Source organism: Serratia bockelmannii (genome assembly GCF_008011855.1).
Taxonomy (GTDB): Bacteria; Pseudomonadota; Gammaproteobacteria; order Enterobacterales; family Enterobacteriaceae; genus Serratia; species Serratia bockelmannii.
Genome location: NZ_VOUX01000033.1, coordinates 1,599,114 through 1,616,764, shown reverse-complemented (window position 1 = coordinate 1,616,764; position 17,651 = coordinate 1,599,114). Strand labels below are relative to the sequence as shown.

General features: G+C 60.2%; 18 protein-coding genes and 1 riboswitch. Of the genes, 9 read left to right on the top strand and 9 right to left on the bottom strand.

What is annotated here, in order from left to right:
* Together FOT55_RS24160 and FOT55_RS24155 are read right to left on the bottom strand one after the other, a co-directional pair.
* Positions 1–1,782 (bottom strand): hybrid sensor histidine kinase/response regulator, encoded by a 1,782-nt coding sequence (locus FOT55_RS24160; RefSeq protein ID WP_147824129.1) that lies wholly within the window; start codon positions 1,780–1,782, stop codon positions 1–3.
* Positions 1,779–2,411: a response regulator transcription factor gene (locus FOT55_RS24155; RefSeq protein WP_049204885.1), complete on the bottom strand. Its 633-nt coding sequence runs from the start codon at positions 2,409–2,411 to the stop codon at positions 1,779–1,781. Before FOT55_RS24155 ends, FOT55_RS24160 begins: the two co-directional genes overlap by 4 nt.
* A 175-nt stretch (positions 2,412–2,586) precedes the next feature.
* On the opposite strand from FOT55_RS24155, the gene FOT55_RS24150 reads away from it, so the two are divergent.
* Positions 2,587–2,901: a putative periplasmic lipoprotein gene (locus tag FOT55_RS24150; protein WP_025303891.1), complete on the top strand. Its 315-nt coding sequence runs from the start codon at positions 2,587–2,589 to the stop codon at positions 2,899–2,901.
* Between the two features lie 195 nt (positions 2,902–3,096).
* A complete protein-coding gene (locus tag FOT55_RS24145) occupies positions 3,097–6,174 on the top strand; it encodes an autotransporter outer membrane beta-barrel domain-containing protein (RefSeq protein ID WP_147824128.1) in 3,078 nt (1,025 codons plus the stop codon).
* Between the two features lie 141 nt (positions 6,175–6,315).
* Here FOT55_RS24145 and rluF read toward each other — a convergent pair whose 3' ends face one another.
* Positions 6,316–7,185: a 23S rRNA pseudouridine(2604) synthase RluF gene (rluF, locus tag FOT55_RS24140; RefSeq protein ID WP_025303889.1), complete on the bottom strand. Its 870-nt coding sequence runs from the start codon at positions 7,183–7,185 to the stop codon at positions 6,316–6,318.
* 261 nt (positions 7,186–7,446) lie between these two features.
* On the opposite strand from rluF, the gene FOT55_RS24135 reads away from it, so the two are divergent.
* From FOT55_RS24135 to FOT55_RS24125, 3 genes are read left to right on the top strand one after another with little or no spacing between them, the layout of a single operon-like run.
* A complete protein-coding gene (locus tag FOT55_RS24135) occupies positions 7,447–7,980 on the top strand; it encodes a type IV secretion protein Rhs (protein ID WP_147824127.1) in 534 nt (177 codons plus the stop codon).
* A gap of 7 nt (positions 7,981–7,987) precedes the next feature.
* Positions 7,988–8,368: a putative T6SS immunity periplasmic lipoprotein gene (locus FOT55_RS24130; protein WP_033648952.1), complete on the top strand. Its 381-nt coding sequence runs from the start codon at positions 7,988–7,990 to the stop codon at positions 8,366–8,368.
* Positions 8,369–8,423: 55 nt separating this feature from the next.
* Positions 8,424–8,684: a DUF1158 family protein gene (locus FOT55_RS24125; RefSeq protein WP_060434382.1), complete on the top strand. Its 261-nt coding sequence runs from the start codon at positions 8,424–8,426 to the stop codon at positions 8,682–8,684.
* A gap of 6 nt (positions 8,685–8,690) precedes the next feature.
* On the opposite strand, the gene FOT55_RS24120 is transcribed toward FOT55_RS24125, so the two are convergent.
* Positions 8,691–9,140, bottom strand: coding sequence for a winged helix-turn-helix transcriptional regulator (locus FOT55_RS24120; protein WP_060434485.1), 450 nt, complete (start codon positions 9,138–9,140; stop codon positions 8,691–8,693).
* 95 nt (positions 9,141–9,235) lie between these two features.
* On the opposite strand from FOT55_RS24120, the gene FOT55_RS24115 reads away from it, so the two are divergent.
* Positions 9,236–10,465 carry an MFS transporter gene (locus FOT55_RS24115; protein ID WP_147824126.1) on the top strand — a complete coding sequence of 410 codons (1,230 nt, stop codon included), beginning with the start codon at positions 9,236–9,238 and terminating at the stop codon, positions 10,463–10,465.
* On the opposite strand, the gene FOT55_RS24110 is transcribed toward FOT55_RS24115, so the two are convergent.
* The 5 genes from FOT55_RS24110 to FOT55_RS24090 form a co-directional block, all read right to left on the bottom strand.
* Positions 10,442–11,122, bottom strand: a complete 681-nt coding sequence (locus FOT55_RS24110) for a methyltransferase (protein ID WP_147824125.1) — start codon at positions 11,120–11,122, stop codon at positions 10,442–10,444. The genes FOT55_RS24115 and FOT55_RS24110 overlap by 24 nt on opposite strands.
* 101 nt (positions 11,123–11,223) lie before the next feature.
* The gene (locus tag FOT55_RS24105; protein WP_099816852.1) at positions 11,224–11,649 is read right to left on the bottom strand and encodes a GNAT family N-acetyltransferase; all 426 of its coding nucleotides are present in this window, start codon (positions 11,647–11,649) and stop codon (positions 11,224–11,226) included.
* 70 nt (positions 11,650–11,719) lie between these two features.
* Positions 11,720–13,699, bottom strand: coding sequence for an FUSC family protein (locus FOT55_RS24100; RefSeq protein ID WP_230201424.1), 1,980 nt, complete (start codon positions 13,697–13,699; stop codon positions 11,720–11,722).
* A complete protein-coding gene (mdtN, locus tag FOT55_RS24095; RefSeq protein WP_049204871.1) occupies positions 13,689–14,726 on the bottom strand; it encodes a multidrug transporter subunit MdtN in 1,038 nt (345 codons plus the stop codon). The genes FOT55_RS24100 and mdtN overlap by 11 nt, the downstream gene beginning before the upstream one ends.
* A gap of 10 nt (positions 14,727–14,736) precedes the next feature.
* Entirely contained in the window at positions 14,737–15,000 is a 264-nt protein-coding gene (locus FOT55_RS24090; RefSeq protein WP_060434389.1) for a YtcA family lipoprotein, read from the bottom strand.
* A 217-nt stretch (positions 15,001–15,217) separates the two neighbouring features.
* On the opposite strand from FOT55_RS24090, the gene FOT55_RS24085 reads away from it, so the two are divergent.
* The 3 genes from FOT55_RS24085 to thiD all read left to right on the top strand — a co-directional run bounded on the left by FOT55_RS24085 (position 15,218) and on the right by thiD (position 17,647).
* Entirely contained in the window at positions 15,218–15,832 is a 615-nt protein-coding gene (locus FOT55_RS24085; protein ID WP_060434391.1) for a TetR/AcrR family transcriptional regulator, read from the top strand.
* A 91-nt stretch (positions 15,833–15,923) separates the two neighbouring features.
* Positions 15,924–16,020, top strand: a riboswitch (TPP riboswitch).
* 35 nt (positions 16,021–16,055) lie between these two features.
* Positions 16,056–16,847, top strand: coding sequence for a hydroxyethylthiazole kinase (gene thiM / locus FOT55_RS24080; protein ID WP_060434393.1), 792 nt, complete (start codon positions 16,056–16,058; stop codon positions 16,845–16,847).
* Positions 16,847–17,647: a bifunctional hydroxymethylpyrimidine kinase/phosphomethylpyrimidine kinase gene (gene thiD, locus FOT55_RS24075; protein ID WP_025303881.1), complete on the top strand. Its 801-nt coding sequence runs from the start codon at positions 16,847–16,849 to the stop codon at positions 17,645–17,647. Before thiM ends, thiD begins: the two co-directional genes overlap by 1 nt.
* Positions 17,648–17,651 lie beyond the last annotated feature (4 nt).

The window sequence follows — 17,651 nt, the reverse complement described above, 5'->3', positions numbered from 1 at the left end:
CTAGCCCGCCCCCCACTGCGTCAGCAGCGCATGCAGCTTGGCCGGCTCCAGCGGCTTGCGCAGCACCAGATAGCCTTCCTGCTCGGCCTCTTGCAATATCTGCGAGTTGAACTCGCCGCTGACCATCGCGCCGCTCACGTCCGGCAGGCGTTCGAACAGCGCTTTCAGGATGTCGAAACCGCTCTCGCCGGAGCGCAGGCGCTGGTCGCACAGCACGGCGAACGGCGTAAAACCGTCCTCGACAATGGCGAAGGCTTCCTCGGCGGAGGCCGCGCAGCGCACGGTGATGCCCCAGGTGCTCATCAGGCTCTCCCAGGCGGAGGTCACCAAGGGATCGTCGTCCACCACCAGGCAGGCGCCGCGCAGCGGCGCATAGCGGATAGGCGTGGCGGTGTTGTCGTAGGCGGCCGCGGTGTCCGGCGCTTTGTCTTCGCCGATGTATTGCGTGAAGCGCATCCAGAAGCGCGAACCTTTGCCTTCGACGGAGTGCATGCCGTACTTCACCTTCATCAGTTTGGCGCAGCGCGCCACCACCGCCAGCCCCAGCCCGTGGCCGGCGCTGTCGATTTTCCACGCCAGTTCAGGGCGGTAGTAAGGGGAGAAGATTTTGCTTTTCTCTTCGTCGGCGATGCCCACGCCGGTGTCCCACACTTCCACCAGGCACTCGGCGCCGCGTGGGCGGATGGCGATCAGCACGCCGCCCTGTTGCGTATAGCGCAGGGCGTTTTGGATCAGGTTGATCAGCGATTGCCGCACCAGCAGCGGATCGCCCATCACGCTGATACGCCGTCTAGGCCGCCAGGTGCGCAGCGCCAGGGCGCGGCTGTTGGCCTCTTCGCGGAACAGGGTGACTACCGAGTCGAGCAGGGCGCCGATATCCACATGGGTGGCGGCGGTGCGCACGTTGCCGGATTCGATCTTGCTGAGATCGAGCAGTGAATTGAACATCAAATGCACCGAACGCACGCTTTGTTGCAGATCCAGCAGCTGCGGCGTCAGGCTGTCGTCCCGGTTTTTGTGGATGATGGCTTCGATCAGAAAACCCATGGCGTGCACCGGCTGGCGCAGATCGTGGCTGGCGGTGGTCAGGAACTGGTTCTTGTCCAACAGCGCCTGTTCCGCCTCTTCTTTAGCCTGGCGGAACTGCTCCGCCAGGCGCGAGCTTTGCTCTTCGAGCAGCGCCTGCTGAATAAAGAACGCATGCGAGGTTAATGCGTGGCGGTAAATGGCAAAGCCGTACAACAAGTTCAGCATCAGCACGATGAACATCACGTCTTCCAGCCGCCAGATGATGCCGAGGTTCAGCAGCCCCCAGGAGGCGAAGAAAAAGCGGGTAAAGGTGCTGATGACGGGCGTCAGGTGCGTTGCGTTGGCGGCGACGATCGCGGCGATGCTGATATTGAGCAGCAGGAAAAAGTCAAAGTTATGGGTCTGCGGCGTAATTAAATAGAGTGATGAGATCCCCAACCCGTGAATAAACGCCACCTTATTAATGCGCGGCAGCCAGCGGCGCAGCACGGTGTCTTCATCATTTTCTTTGGCCTCATGCAGATAGCGACGATGTCCTATTCGGATCGCCACGGCGCATAGCAGGTAAACGATGATCCAGGTAATGGTTGGGCCGAGTTCATCACCCAGCAAATAAATCCAGATGGCGAACGGAATGCCGACGAAGGGCACGGCGGTGAAGCTGAACACCAGCCGCATGAAGGTGTTGTCCAGCAGGCGGATCTGTGCGCGTGGGGAGATGCCATCATTTTGTAAATGCTGGAAAAACCTCATGACGACGGATCCCGTTTGCCGTGCAACAGCGTGATGGCTTCCACTCGGCTGTTGACGCCGATCTTTTTCAATATATTGCTGATATGCTCTTTGACGGTCGGCTCGGAAATAGACAGTTGCGTCGCAATTCTTTTATTTGGCAGGCCGCGCAGCATCATAGTTAATACGTCTAATTGCCTCGGCGTTAAATTGAATTTATTTAAATGGTCATGGTTGTTTTTAATGGCGGCTTCATTGCCTTCCGGGAACCATTCCTGATTGTTATTCAGCGCAAAAACCGCCCTGGCGAATAATTCTGGCGGTTCATTTTTTAACACGAACCCATGCCCGCCGGCATTGTGCACTTTCTGCCAGATATCGTTATTCTCGTCGCCGCTGACCACCAAAATCCGCACCTGCGGATAACGTTGTTTTACTTCTTTGAGTAATTTCAACGCCGTACCGGAAGAGAGCCAAAAATCAATCACCAGTAAACGCGGTGGGCCATTTTCCCTAATATGGCGGTAACAATTCTCTTCATTGGTCACCACATGCGCCTGTTTGAATCGGCAATGCGTGCTGAGAAAATTGGCGATACCGCTTGCTACCAATGGATGGTCATCAACGACCAACGCATAATCCTGCCCCAAAGGATTCTCCTTTCGCCTTCAAATATCAGATAGGTCTGATGAATTATTATCAACCCTCCCTACTTTAGGAGGGTTTTTTCGTTTAGGAAAGGGAAATATATTATTCGAGGATTTGGATAAGAGAAAACATAAAGCTAATCGGTAATTTTAACTGATTGGTTATAAAGGATAATTTATGAAGAAACCACTTATCGCTTTAACCGTTACGATGATGATAGCCGGTTGTTCCACCCTGAAAACCGATCAGGCCATTCCATTACTGCAGGCGGAAACCGCCAAAATGCTGGGCCTGGGCTCATCGGACGAAATTACCGTGACCAACGTCAATGGCGCACAGCCAGATGCGCTGGGCGGCCAAAAACTTTCTTATCGCGCCACCACGGAAAAAGGCCGTATTTTTGATTGCTCATCGCTGATGATGCCGGGAATTTTAGGTTCGTCGCCGTCGCTGAGCGCGCCGACCTGTACGCCGGTGGTCACGCATAAATAATTCGCTTCGGGGGCGGTATTGCCGCTTCCTGGTTTTCCATCGTCGGAGCGTCAGCGCCGGGGGGCAATAAGCTTTTGCTTCGACGATCACTAAACCGGCGTGCGCGAAATAACGCCTCACACCTCCTCTAGTGTATTGAGTTTTCCTATAACAATAAATTTCGCGACATCACGCTAACGAGTACGGAGATAGCCCGTGAATGACAAGACATCGCACCCTTTAGCGGTTAGTACACCGCTTTCCAAACTTTACCTCGCTCTATTTTCTGCGCCGCTGTTGATGCTGGCGCCCGCCGATATCGCTCGCGCAGACGATGCCATTTTTGACGGCGACTCAAAAATTACCGAATCATTGGCCTACACCGGGGACGTTTACGTCGGCCGCAATCAAAGCGGCAATCTGCTGATCGAGAATGGCAAGATCAGCGCCTATAACATCAATATTGGCCGGATGTTCAACGGCCAAATTCATGAGAGCGTAGTCACGGTCCGCGGGCCGAACGCCGAGCTGAACGCGGTGAACGATCAGTTCGTGCTGCGTGGCGGCCTGAATCTGGGGCGGGGCACCTTGCGGGTTGAAGACGGTGCGCTGGCCAGCGCGAAAGAGATCGTGGTCGGCACCACCCGTGGCTATGACAGCCACCTTATCGCCACCGGCGCCGGTTCTCGCGTCACCAGCAATTTTCTCAGCGTCGGCACCGATTTAGGGGCACGATCCACGCTGGCGATTGAAGACGGCGCGGTGCTGAATACCGCCTTTGACGCACGCATCGGCAATGGCAGCGGGCCGGGCGAGAGCGATATGCTGAGCCCGAAAGCCACGGTCACGGGGGCTAATTCCCAATGGAACGTCGGCCGTGCGCTCACGCTTTACGGCGATCTGGACGTGCTGAACGGCGGCGCGGTCAACGTCGGTAATATTCAGGTGGCGGGCGTCTCCGGCGCGCGTAAAACCGCCGAGCTGACGATCGCCGGCAGCGGCTCACGGTTTACCAGCGGCAGCAGCGTCAACGTCGGCGATTACGGCAATGGCGTGTTGGCGGTCATGGACGGCGGGACATTCTCCGCCGGCGGCAACGAAGTGGTGCTGGGCAAGACCGGTTCCGGTTCTAACCGCGGCGCGCTGATTATCGGCAGCCGCGGCAACATGGATACCGGCACCGGGTTGACCGAGCCGACGCTCGGCGCGGCGGGCGCTGCTGGCACTATCGATGCTCAGACGGCGATCGCCCTGCGGGGCGGATTGTTCCGCAGCTATGTGTACTTTAACCATACCGACGGCAATTACGTCTTCAGCAACAAGATGAGCGGCGAAGGCGAGGTGATCAACACCGCCGGGCACACGACGCTGAACGGCGATCTCACTGGCCTGCAGGCGAACGTCACCGCGCGCGGCGGCAAGCTCATCATCGCCAGCGACATCAATACCCAGAAAGAAGACGATATCTTCGAGATCCAAACCCTCAGCGCCGAGAACGGCGGCACGCTGATCCTCAATGCGACGGCGGGTTCCGACGTCAATAACGGGCAGGGCTACAGCAGCGCCGCGTCGATCAAGGCCGGCGGCACGCTGGGCGGTAATGGCACGCTGGGCCAGACCGAGATCCTGTCCGGCGGCCATATCTCGCCCGGCGACGGCAATATCGGCACGCTGACGCTGAAACGCTACCTGAACTTTATCGGCGAATCCTTCTATGACGTCGATATCGCCGGCGACGGCCGCAGCGATCAACTGCTGGTGGCGGGCAAAACCACCATCAGCGATCAGGCCAAGGTGCAGGTTACGGCGCTGGATCCGCAAACCAGCTATAAAACCGGCCAAAGCTACCGCATTCTGACCTCGGACGGCGGCATTGACGGCCAGTTCGCGTCGGCGGTTTCCAAGTCCGCCTTCCTCGATGTGGCGTTGAACCACAGCGCCAACGCCGTGGATCTAACCATCGCGCAGAAAGACACGGGCGGTGAAAACCCTGGCGGCGAGAACCCGGGTGGGGAAAACCCAGGCGGTGAGAATCCAGGCGGTGAGAATCCAGGGGGCGAGAATCCGGGCGGGGAAAACCCAGGGGGCGAGAATCCAGGGGGCGAGAATCCGGGCGGAGAAAACCCAGGCGGTGAAAATCCGGGGGGCGAGAATCCAGGCAGCGGCAAACCGGGCATTTTCCAAACGGTGGCCGAGAGCGGCAACCAGTGGAATACCGCTGGCGCGCTCTCGACGCTGGCGCAGAGCGGCCCTTCGCTGGCGCTGTATAACTCGCTGCTGCTGCTGAGCGCGCCGGAAGCGCGCGAGGCGTTCAATCAGCTGTCCGGTGAAGTCTATCCGTCGATGCAGTCTAACCTGATCGCCGGCAGCACCCAGCTGTTCAACGTGCTGAACCAGCGCATGCTGCGCCTGTTCGACAATGACAGCCTGCCGATACCGCCGTTGGCGATGTCGCTGGTGCAACCGGCGCAGGCGCAAAACAGCGGCGTTTGGGGGCAAACCTTCAGTTCCTGGGGCAAAAACAGCGGCAACGGCAACGTGGGCAAGCTGGATGGCAACACCACCGGCTTCCTGTTGGGCGCGGATCGCAAGCTGGCGGACCATAACGTGCGCATCGGCGGCTACTTTGGTTACAGCCGCGGCGACTACGACGTCGACAGCCGCCGTTCCAAGGCCGATACCGACAACTACCACCTCGGCCTGTATGCGGCGGGGCAGCAGGATGCGTTCTCGCTGCGCGGCGCGCTGGGTTACACCTGGCATAAGATTGAAGGCAAGCGCAACGTCGATTTCAGCGGCTTCTCGGATCGGCTGAAGTCGGATTATGACGCGAACTCGCTGCTGGCGTTCACCGAAGCGGGTTACCGTTTCGGCCAGCCGGAGATGAACGTCGAACCGTTCATCAACCTGAGCTACATCCGCCTGCATACCGACAGCTTCCAGGAGTCGGGTGGCGCGGCGGCGCTGAGCGTGCGCAATGAAACGATGAACACCTTCTACTCTACGCTCGGGGTGCGCGGCGTGACCGAACTGCCGAAGAACGTCAGCCTTTACGGCTCACTCGGCTGGCAGCACGCCTACGGCGATAAGAACACTTCATCGCGCATGGCGTTTGCCGGCAGCGACGCGTTCGTCACGCAGGGCCAGGCCGTGGATGACAACGTGATGGTGGGCGATATCGGTGTGAGCGTGAAACTGTCGCACGCCGCGACACTGGATGTCGGCTATCAGGGGCAATTTGGCGCCGATACTCGCGTTAATTCGGTCAACGCCAACCTGCGCTGGTCGTTCTGATTTTTCCTCTAGACTTCTCTGGTACTTGCAGGCCCGCTTGATGCGGGCCTTTTTTATGGTGAGAACGCAGTGGCGGCCTGTGGCTGACTTTTATGATGAAAAAGCCCGCGCAAAGGCGGGCTGAGCGAGGGAGAAAGGGCGTTAACGCCCTTTTTTCTTGCGCCCTGGCTGGGTAAAGCGCTTGCGGCCGGCTGGCGCAGCGGCTTTGTCGGCGCCTTTCGGCCCGCCGGCGTTCGGTTTTTTCGCAGGGGCAGATTTGGCCGGGGCTTTCTTCGTCGGTTTAGCCTCGGACGAAGAGCCTTCAATCAGCTTGAACAGCTCAATCAGCTCGTCATCGGTCAGATCGCGCCACTCGCCCAGCGGCAACCCTTTCAGGCTGACGTTCATGATGCGCGTGCGTTCCAGCTTGGTGACCTCATAGCCGAAGTGTTCGCACATGCGGCGGATCTGGCGGTTCAGCCCCTGGACCAGCGTGATGCGGAACACGAACGGCGCCTCTTTCTTCACCTTGCACTTTTTGGTCACGGTGCCCAGCATCGGCACGCCGGCGCCCATGCCGCGAATAAACTCGTCGGTCACCGGCTTGTTGACCGTCACCAGATACTCTTTCTCATGATTGTTGCCGGCGCGCAGGATCTTGTTGACCAGGTCACCGTGGTTGGTCAGAAAGATCAGCCCCTGTGAATCCTTGTCCAAACGGCCGATCGGGAAGATGCGTTTGCTGTGGTTGACGAAGTCGGCGATGTTGTCGCGCTCGCCGTCTTCGGTGGTGGTGACGATGCCGACCGGTTTGTTCAGCGCGATCAGCACCAGATCTTCTTCATTGCGCGGTTCGATCAGCTGACCGTTAACCTTCACCACATCGCCGGCAAATACCTGAGCGCCAACGGTGGCGCGTTTACCGTTGATGAAAACGTTGCCCTGTTCGATGTATCGATCGGCGTCGCGGCGTGAGCAGATGCCACTCTCGCTAATGTATTTGTTCAGACGAATGGATGAGTTAGTCAGCATGGGATCTCCGTAAAACGCGGACTATACATTACCCGGATGACGCTGCGAAGCGAATCATGCAGGGGGGCTGGATAAGGGTATCCTGACCGCGGCTACTACAAAGGTATTTGCAATATGTTTTTTTCGTTTAATTAATTATAGAAAATCGATGAGGATTTTTCTGCAAATTATTCAGGTTATAAATGGATTGTGCCAAATTAAACCATTTAAGCGTTCATGTATAGATTCATTTTAGAAAAGCATTAGGATGAGGAGGGATAAATGAACGCATTAGCCGAGGAAGGGACGTTACGACGTATGACCATGGGGGAAGTTAAATTGGCTCGCCATATATATGGAAGCTCAATTATATATGGTCGTGTATGGATACACTGTGATAGCTATTTCCCGTTTGGCTTACAAAACAGAAGTTATGCCATGGCACCTAATGGCGAGTTATGGTTACGGAGGGAACTCTATAAAGACGATTTTTCTGATAACACGGTTCTGATAGAAGAAAAACATCTTTTCATCCATGAGTTGGGGCATGTATGGCAGCATCAGCATGGACAATGGGTAAGAATGCGTGGGTTGTTTAGTTGGGCGGCTGAGTATAACTATCGTCTTGATAAGAATAAAATTACTGATTACTCGCTGGAGCAACAAGCTTCGATTTTTGCTGATTACTGGCTGCTGTTGGTTTATGGTATTGAAACGTGGCGTTATTATCAACGTCCTGGACGAGTGGGCAAGTACAGGGGAACCGATAGTTTGCGTGACATTCATGCACTTTATCAAAAAATTATTAAGGGATGAGGGGAGCATGAAAAAATATTTGGTTCTATTCACGGCCTGCCTCCTGGTCGGCTGTCCGGGGCCTGGCGATAAGCTGACTCCGCGCTTCCCCGCCGTCGTCACTGCCAAAGATAACCATGTCTGCATTCTTTCTTCTATGAAGGCAGGGGATAATATTCGCTTCGTTCAGATTTATAGCGAATCAGGCGATAAGCTCATTAAAGCTATCGATAATGACGTTTTCTTCGTTGAGCCGGGGAGGTGCATGCCGGTATTCGACTATGCTTTTCGGCCAGGGAAGCGTTATTCCGTCGCCTACGATATACAGACACCCGAAGGTTCGCATTTGATTACCGCCGCATTCATGGTTGTCTCCGACGAACGGGGCAACCTGAGGGTTAACCATTAACGCATGTTCTTAGGTTTAGTTTGTTGGACTGCGTTAGGTTGTAGAATGAAAGGCTATGAAAAAACTTGCCCTGTTGCTCGCTAACGCATTGGCTGTTGTTGGGCTGGCTGTGCTGACAATAAAGCTTTTTCCTGTACCCAGGCTAAACCAGAATCAAACCGCTTGGCTGATTGACGCCAGTGGGTTTTTCCATTTTAACGGTACGGAATGGTTTGGTGCGCTCGTTTTTGGCGCGGTTTATCTGCTGGCCGGGTGTCTGGAATGGCTCTTTATCCGCCAGGTTTTTCAGCGGGTGAGCTGCGGGCACCGCCACTAACTCTCATCACCGTTCCTCCACCTTCACCACCCGGGTATTCAGCGGGGTGAGCGTTTGCCCGGCGCTGCCGATCGGCGTCAGGCGCGGGACGGGGCGGCCGCTGTCGCTTTCCACCAGCGTTGAGTGCGCTTCTCCCTCGGCGAACAGATGATCTTCCCCCCACTGGCGCAGGCCGACGATCACCGGAAATAGCCCGCGGCCTTTCTCGGTCAGCACATATTCCTGATAGGCGCTGCCGTCTGCGGCGGGCACGATCTCCAGCACGCCGTGCGTCACCAGGGCGCGCAGGCGGGTGGCAAGGATGTTCTTCGCCATCCCCAGCCCTTTTTGAAATTCGCTAAAGCGGGTGACGCCGTCGAAGGCGTCGCGCACGATCAGCAGCGACCACCAGTCGCCAATCACATCCAGCGTGCGCGCCACCGGGCACGGCGCGTCTTCCAGGCTTTTACGTTTCACGGCGGTTATCTCCAGCTGCACATTCTGGTTGCATTATAAAACCTCTGCGCCTAAAGTTCATTGGGTTTAATAATGAAACCAGATTGAGGTGTGTAATGAGCGACAAACTGCTGGCTCCCCCCTGTGCGGTGCTAGGGCTCCTGCCGGCCACCCTGGTGCTGCTGCTGGCTGCCGCCAGCGCATTTAGCGTGGCCAACGTTTATTATGCGCAGCCGTTGCTGGACGCCATCGCCCATGATTTTTCCATCAGCCTGGCGGCGGTTGGCATGGTGATCACCGTGACTCAGTTGGGCTGCGCGCTGGCGTTGCTGTTGGTGGTGCCGCTGGGGGATCGGTTGAACCGGCATCGGTTGCTGGCGGGACAACAGCTGGGGCTGATCGGCGCGCTGCTATTGGTGGGCTGGGCGCACAGCGCGCCCTGGCTGCTGGTAGGGATGTTGCTGGTAGGCTTATTGGGCACCGCCATGACGCAGGGGCTGATCGCTTACGCCGCAGCCCTGGCGGCGCCGCAGGAGCGCGGGCGGGTGGTTGGTGCGGCGCAGGGCGGAGTGGTGCTAGGATTGCTGCTGGCGCGCACTCTGTCCGGCGTGCTGGCGGACGTTGGCGGTTGGCGCACGGTGTATTTCTTCTCTGCCGGAGTGACGCTGGTATTGCTGCCGATCCTGTCGCGGCTGCTGCCTGCGCCGCACACCGCTCCCAGCACGCTGAGTTATCCCGCGCTGCTGCGTTCGATGCTGAGCCTGTTGCTGCATGACCGCACGCTGCAAATTCGCGGCATGCTGGCGCTGCTGATGTTCGGCGCTTTCAGCCTCTTTTGGAGTTCGCTGGTGTTGCCGCTGAGCCAGGCGCCGTTCAACTTCAGCCATGCCGCGGTGGGGGCGTTCGGCCTGGTCGGCGCGGTGGGCGCGCTGGCGGCGGTGCGCGCCGGGCATCTGGCGGATCGCGGGCTGGGGCAGGCGGCCAGCGGCGTGTGTCTGCTGCTGTTGACGCTGGCCTGGCTGCCGCTTGGTTTGCTCGGCAGCGGCCTGGTTTGGCTGGTGGCGGGCATCGTGCTGCTGGATCTGGCGGGCCAGGCGATCCACGTGCTGAACCAGAGCATGATCTTCAGCGCGCACCCGCAGTCGCACAGCCGGCTAGTGGGCTGCTACATGCTGTTTTACGCCGTCGGCAGCGGGCTGGGCGCCTTTGCCGGCACCCATATGTACGCCTGGGCGGGGTGGAGCGGCGTCTGCTGGCTGGGGGCGGGCGTCAGCCTGAGCGCGCTGCTGTTTTGGCGGTTGACGCTGCGCGGGATGCCGCCCTCAGCGACGGCGGTGGAGCAGTGAAAGCTGGAAGCCCAGCGCACCACACAGCCGCTGAGGCGCAGTGAAGCCGCTTTCCGCAAAAAGAAGACGGCTGCGCGCCGCCGCCATCGGGTGCCAGTTGCGGCGGGTGCGTTCGATCACTTCCTGCGCCTGCGCCGCCGAATGCCCGGCGCTTTGCAGCCAGTGTTGGTAGTGGCTGGCGGGCAGGCCCTCCGGTTGATAGTCGAACAGCAGCAGCGGTGCGGCGGGGGAGAGGCGCTGCGCCAACTGCTGCAGGAAATCCAGTTTGGCGCCATCGTCGGCGATAAAGTGCAGCACCAATGAGCACACCGCCGCGTCGTGGCGGGTTTGCGGCGCTTGTTGCAGCAAGGTGGGCTGGAAGCTCACCCGTTGTGCGTAACCCGCGGCTTCGGCCTTGGCGCGCGCGGCCGCCAGCATGCCGGTGGAGGGTTCCACGGCGCTGAAACGCCAGCTGGCGTTGGCGGCGGCCAGCGCCGACAGTTCGCTGCCGGTGCCGCAGCCGGCCAGCAACAGCGTGGCGTCATTCGGCAGCGTCTGCGCGAGCGTCGCCGTCAGCAAAGCCTGGGCAAACTGATAGCCGGGCACCAGGGTCAGGATACGGCGATCGTAATCCGCCGCTGCGGCATCGGGGAAGCGAGTATCCGTTTGATGTGGCATAACCTTCCTTGCCAAGTTCATTGAGAGGGGCAAGGAAGGGTATGCTTAAATGATAATGAAATCCATTATCATTAATGAGTTCTGTGACGGGAAAGGCGGCGTTAGCGGGCCGGTGAATGCATCAGGTAATAATCTTCTTCGCCGTCGTTGCCGGTAGAGATGATGCGCCAACCGTGTTTGCGGTAGAACGCCAGCGCCTTTTCATTCTTCACCAGGCATTTCAGCGAGCCGGTGGCGGTGAAGGTGGCTTGCGCTGCCTGCAGTAGCGCACTGCCGACGCCGCGCGGCGGCTGATGGGGATCGACATACAGGTTATGAATGAAGTTGTCTTCGCGGTAGACGGAGACGAATCCCAGCAGCGTGCCGCCGTCTTCCGCCACCCAAATCGCTTCGCCCAGCGTCGCGCCGTCGAAATCTTCCAACTGATAGTTTGAGGTATCGCGCCAGCCGAACGCCGCCTTGCGCGACGCCAGGTACAGCGTGCGCAGGAAGGGGCGATCGGTCTCTTGGTAGGGTCTTATCTGCATGGCATCTCCCGGTGGTTTGTGCTCACTATAGCGCATTGCACCGGGCGTGCACGGCCACAAACGGAAAATGCTAGGCGTCGCCCCAGGCGGGCAGGCGATTGAGCCCGTCGCTCAACTCCTGAGCCAGGTGGCGCACGGTGTCGGCATGCAGGGCGGCCAGCGGTGGATGAAAGTCGGGCGTCCGCAGCGCTTGCGGCGCGCTGGCAAGCTGCGCCGCATACTCGGCGAGAACGCGCCCGCCCTGGCGTTGCACCTCGATCAGCGCCTGGCGTTCGTGCACGGACAGCGCCGCGCCGCCGCCTGCCAGATAGGTGTTGAGCTTTTCGCTGGTCAGCAACAGGCTGCGCGTCTGGTTAAAGATCAGTTGGATGTGCCGGGTGAAGCTTTCATGGTTATCATCTGCCAACTGCCAGGTAGGCTCTAGCGTCACCCGGGCCACCACCGCTTCGCAGCCCTCGATCTTTTGCCAGATGCCGATGGCGTTTGTGTTCTCGCCGCCGAGGAAGCGCGCCAGTTCCCGCAGCACGTTGGCAACCTGCTGCCGCAGCGACTCCCCTTCGTATTCCGGCCACAGCGTGGCGTGAATGAAAGTGGCGAACCCTACCCCCAGCACGATGCCGATCAGGCGATCGCGGATCTCGGTCAGCTCGGTGACCGGGCCAAAGCTTTCCAGCAGCGCCAGGGAAAAGGTGAACAGGATCTGTACCCCTGCATAGCTTATCTTCTCGGAGCCGGCGGCGATCCAGGCGGAGAGGGCGATCACCGGCAGCGTCAGCAGCAGTAAGCCGACGAGGCTGTCGAGGTGAGGCATGATCCACACCACCGAGATCAGCGCCAGCAGGCTGCCGATCGCCGCGCCGCCGAGACGCAGCCGCGCCCGCCGCTGTGTGGCGCCAAGGCTGGGCTGGGCCACGATCAGGCAGCTCAGCATGATGGTATGAATGCCGGGCCAATCGACGGCGGTATAAAACACGTAGGCGACCAGCACGGTCAGCAGCGTTTTCAACGAAAACTGGATGTAAACCGGGTTGGTCAGGGCATCGGGGGTAAAGAAGGGCACTTTTGGCGGTGGCGCGGCCTGCAGGGCGTCGGCGTAGTCGCTGCGGTTGGTGTAGACCTGCAGGAGGCCGGCCATTTCATTGAGCGGCGCCGGCACCTGCGGATCGTCGCTGCCGGCGATCGCGACGGAAAATCGCAGCGCGCTGTCGTGGCTGATCGCGGTTTGCAGCGCGCGGCAGGCGGCGTCTATCTCTTGCGCCAATTGACGCGCGGCCGCGCCGAAAGCCGGCGGCAGCTGATAGGCCAGAATATTCAGCTGCAACACCAGGGTGATCAGCGCCAGATAACCGGGCTCGCTGGCGCGGCAGCGATCGCTGCGCATCACCGAAAAGCGCAGCAGCTTATGCAGCTCGGTGGCGTGCTGCGAGATGGCGCTCAGATCGTGCGTCTCGCCGCCATTGGCCAACATAGCGCGGGTTTCGTCCAACACCGCGTTCATCCGGCCCTTTAGCTGCTTCAGCGGTTCGGCCGGCAGCAGCAGGGTATTGACGATCAGGGTGAGCAGGATGGCGTAATTGATCGCCACCCATACCCACAGCACCAGCCGTATCACCACTTCCGCCTGCGGAGTGAGATCGACAAAGCTTTGCGTGTAGATCACCACCAGCGCCATCAGGAAGAACAGTACCCCAACCTTGGTCACCCGCATCAGGAACACGCTGAGGAAAAACAGCGCGCTGGAGAGCAGGATGCGCAGTATCGGGTAGTCGTAGGTGAACTTCAGTACCAGGATAGCGGCGCCGATCGCCAGCGTGGAGCTGACGAAAAACAGGATGCCGATCGTGCGGGTGATAACGATATTGGACTGCGTGATAAAGAAGACAGCGATCAGCGACAGCGCCAGCCACGGCACCTGCAGCGTCTGCGAGATCACGATGGCGATCGCGCTGGAGAGCAGAGCACGGATCATCAGGTTGATGCGGCTGTCCGAAGGGCGCAGCTCGTCGATCAACGGGGACAGCCAGCCGCGAGACATCGTTTTATTCTTCATGGCGCAGGTTCAGCTTGGCTACCGCCGAAGCGCCCACGCGGAACAGCGCCGGGTTGGGGGCCTCGACCGCGATCTTGACCGGGAAGCGCTGCGACACGTGTACCCAGTTGATGTTGCGCGACACGTTGGGTAGCCCGCCCAGCACGGTGCCGCCGTCGTCGGGCTGCACGCCGTAGCTGATCGATTCCACCTTGCCGCTGAAGGTCTGGCCGGCGTCGCTCATTAAATACAGCGTGGCCGGCACGCCGGGATGCACGCCTTTCAGGTCGGTTTCGCGGAAGTTGGCGACCACGTACCAGTGGCGGGTGTCGATCAGCGTGAACACCGGTTTGGCGCTGGAGGCATATTGGCCGACGGTGGTTTTCAGGGAGGCGATGCGGCCGTCGAACGGCGCTCTCACCTCGGTGAACTCCAGGTTCAGTTTGGCGATGGCGATGTCGGCCTGTACTTCGGCGCGCTGTGCGACCAGGGCTTCGACGCCGCTGACGGCGGCTTCCGCCTGTTTCGCCTGCAGCAATGCGGCCTGCAATTCCGCCTGCGCCGAGCGCTGGGAGGTGCGGGCGGTTTCCACTTCTTCCGCCGAAACGTAGTTCTTGCCGAGCAGCTTTTGCCGGCGGTTAAGGGTGTCGGTCGCCTGCGCCACCAGCGCCTGTGAGCGTTTGACGATGGCGTTCATCGATTCGGCGTTGTACTGCTGTGCGTTGACCGAACGCTGCGTCAGCTTGATCTGTTCATTCAGCGTGATCAGGCGCGCTTCGCTGGCCGCCAGCGCGTCCTGGTAAGGGCGCGGATCGATGCGGAACAGCAGATCGCCTTGCCGCACTTCCTGGTTGTCGCGGATCGGCATCTCGACGATGCGACCGTTCACCTCCGGCACCACGTCGATGGTGTCGGCATAGGCGTAAGCATCGTCGGTACTGGGGGCGTTTTCCACCCGCCAGACGACGACGGCGGCCACGATGAATGTCAACGCCAGGATGGTAAGCACCAGCAGTCTGCGCCGGTTTGGGGTGTGTGGTTGGGTCATGGCGTCAGTCTCAGTGGGGGAAAACCAGTAACCAGATCAGCATGGCGATCAGCGCGGTCAGCGCCGGATACGTCAGCAGTTGCGGCGCCAGCCAGGCGCGTTTTTCCGGGGTGCGCAGCAGCAGGTGGAGCGCCACCATACCCGCCACGCCGCCGCACAGGCAAAACAGCCAGTCGGGGAACGAAGCGCCGAACACCACTATCGACGGTGCCGGCGAGCACCCGGTGAGCAACAGCGCGGTCAGGCAGGTGATAAGCAGTTTTTTGTCGGGCATAGGGCATTCTCTGACGATTGGCTTGGGCGACGGGCCGAATGAAATGACTCTTTTTCAGTGAGTGAGGTCACTGTTTGTCTTCCCCACGCTTGCGTCAGGGTAAACTAGAATAAATACTCTACTCTAAACTAGAGGGATTAATCTAGTTTTTTGTGTCGCCCTGCCTTCGTAGCGGCAAATGGGTATAATGCGTTGATGACAGCGGGCAGAAACGAATATGCAAATCGACGAAAACATCACCGGGCGAGAGCCACAGCAGGAAAGAGGGCGGCAACGCGTACAAACCATTCTGGATTCGGCGGCGGCGATCGTGGCGCAGGACGGCCTGGCGGCGCTCAGCATGCAGCGGCTCGCCAAGCACGCCAAAACCTCCATCGGTTCGATGTATCACTTTTTTCCCGATCGCCACGCGGTGATCAAGGCGCTGGCAGATCGGCATACCGAGTCGATTGAGGCGCTGGTGCGCGACATGGCGTTGGCCAGTGACGATGAGTGGCGGCGCCTCTCCGCTGAAGCGGTGATCCAGCGGCTGTTTTCACCCTATGCGCAGTACCTGCGTGAGCATGCCGACTACCTGCCGGTGATGCGGGAAATGAACCTGCCGGATGAAAAGTCCAGCTTCCTGACGCTGATCGCTAGCGTGTTGCAGCTGCGCCGCCCCGAGACCGCCGAAGCGGAGATCCTGCAGCAAACCCGGCTGTTGCAAAGCCTGGTGGCCGGTACGCTGCACCATATCTTCAAGACGGCGCCGCAGAGCGTGGCGTTCACGCTGGCGGAGCTGCCCGGCGTGCTGAGCCTGTACCTGACGGGAAAAGAGGGAAACATCGCTTAGGCGCGAGTCAATTTATTCGCTTGTTTGTCCGCGCCGCCGCTGGCATGATCCCCTGCAGGGATTAACGCAACGTTGATCACAACCTATTGATTTTCATGACTCGGGGTGCCCTTCTACGTGAAGGCTGAGAAATACCCGTATTACCTGATCTGGATAATGCCAGCGTAGGGAAGTCACGGCCGCCCAGCCGGCGCCGCCTTCTTGAACGCCGGTTGGGAGGAATATGATCGCTCGACCTGATGCACTACCCGGCGCGCGCGCCGCGGCCTGTCTGACCCAATTCCAACAGCGCCCTTCGCTGATCCACTGCCTGACTAACGAAGTGGTGCAATCGCTGACCGCCAACGTGTTGCTGGCGCTCGGCGCTTCCCCGGCGATGGTGGTGGAGCCGCAAGAGGCGGCGCAGTTCAGCGCGCTGGCCGACGGCCTGCTGATCAACGTCGGCACCCTCAACGCGCTGCGTGCCGAATCGATGCGGGCGGCGGTGGCCGCCGCCAATCGGGCCGGCAAGCCCTGGACGCTGGATCCGGTGGCGGTCGGCGCGCTCTCCTACCGCACCGCCTTCGCCAAACGGCTGCTGGACGAGAAACCGGCGGCGATACGCGGCAACGCCTCGGAAATCATGGCGCTCAGCGGGTTGCTGGCCAGCGGCCGCGGCGTGGACAGCGGCGACGATTCGCTGGCGGCATTGCCCGCCGCGCGTGAGCTGGCGCAGCGCAGCGGCGCGGTGGTGGCGGTCACCGGCGCGGTGGATTACGTCACCGACGGCCAGCGCGACTGGGCGATCGAAGGCGGTTCCCCGCTGATGACGCGGGTAGTGGGCACCGGCTGCGCGCTGTCGGCGGTGGCGGCGGCGTTTTGCGCCCTGCCGGGCGATCGCCTGGATAACGTGGCGACCGCCTGCCGAGTGATGTCTCACTGCGGTGGCCTCGCGGCCAGGCAGGCCGCCGGGCCGGGCAGCTTTACGCCGGTGTTCCTTGACGCGCTGTATCAGCTGCGTGGGGAGGATCTGTGATGAAACGCATTAACGCCCTGACCATCGCCGGCACCGATCCCAGCGGCGGCGCCGGCATTCAGGCCGATTTGAAGGCTTTCTCGGCGCTTGGCGCCTACGGCACCTCGGTGATCACCGCGCTGGTGGCGCAGAATACCCGCGGCGTGCAGTCGGTGTATTACATCGATCCGGCGTTCGTCGCCGCGCAGCTGGACTCGGTATTCAGCGACGTGCGCATCGACAGCGTCAAGATCGGCATGCTGGCCAACGCTGACATCGTGCAGGCGGTGGCCGAACGGCTGCGCCATTACCGGCCGGAATTCGTGGTGCTGGACACCGTGATGCTGGCGAAAAGCGGCGATCCGTTGCTGGCGCCGGAGGCGGTGGCGTCTATTCGGCGCGAGCTGTTGCCGCTGGTGTCGATCATTACGCCGAACCTGCCAGAAGCGGCGGCGCTGCTGGCGTGCGCGCCGGCGGAAGATGAAGCGCAGATGCGTGAGCAGGGGCGGGCGCTGCTGGCGATGGGCTGCCGGGCGGTGCTGATGAAGGGCGGCCACCTGAGCGAAAGTGAGAGCCCGGACTGGCTGTTTACCGCAGAAGGCGAGCAGCGCTTTACCGCGCCGCGCGTCGCCACCCGCCACACCCACGGCACCGGTTGCACGCTCTCGGCCGCGCTGGCGGCGCTGCGCCCGCGCCATGCCGACTGGGCGGCCACGGTGGCCGCCGCCAAGGACTACCTGCAACACGCGCTGCAACAGGCGGACACCCTGGAAGTGGGGCACGGCATCGGGCCGGTGCATCATTTTCACGCCTGGTGGTGAGTCA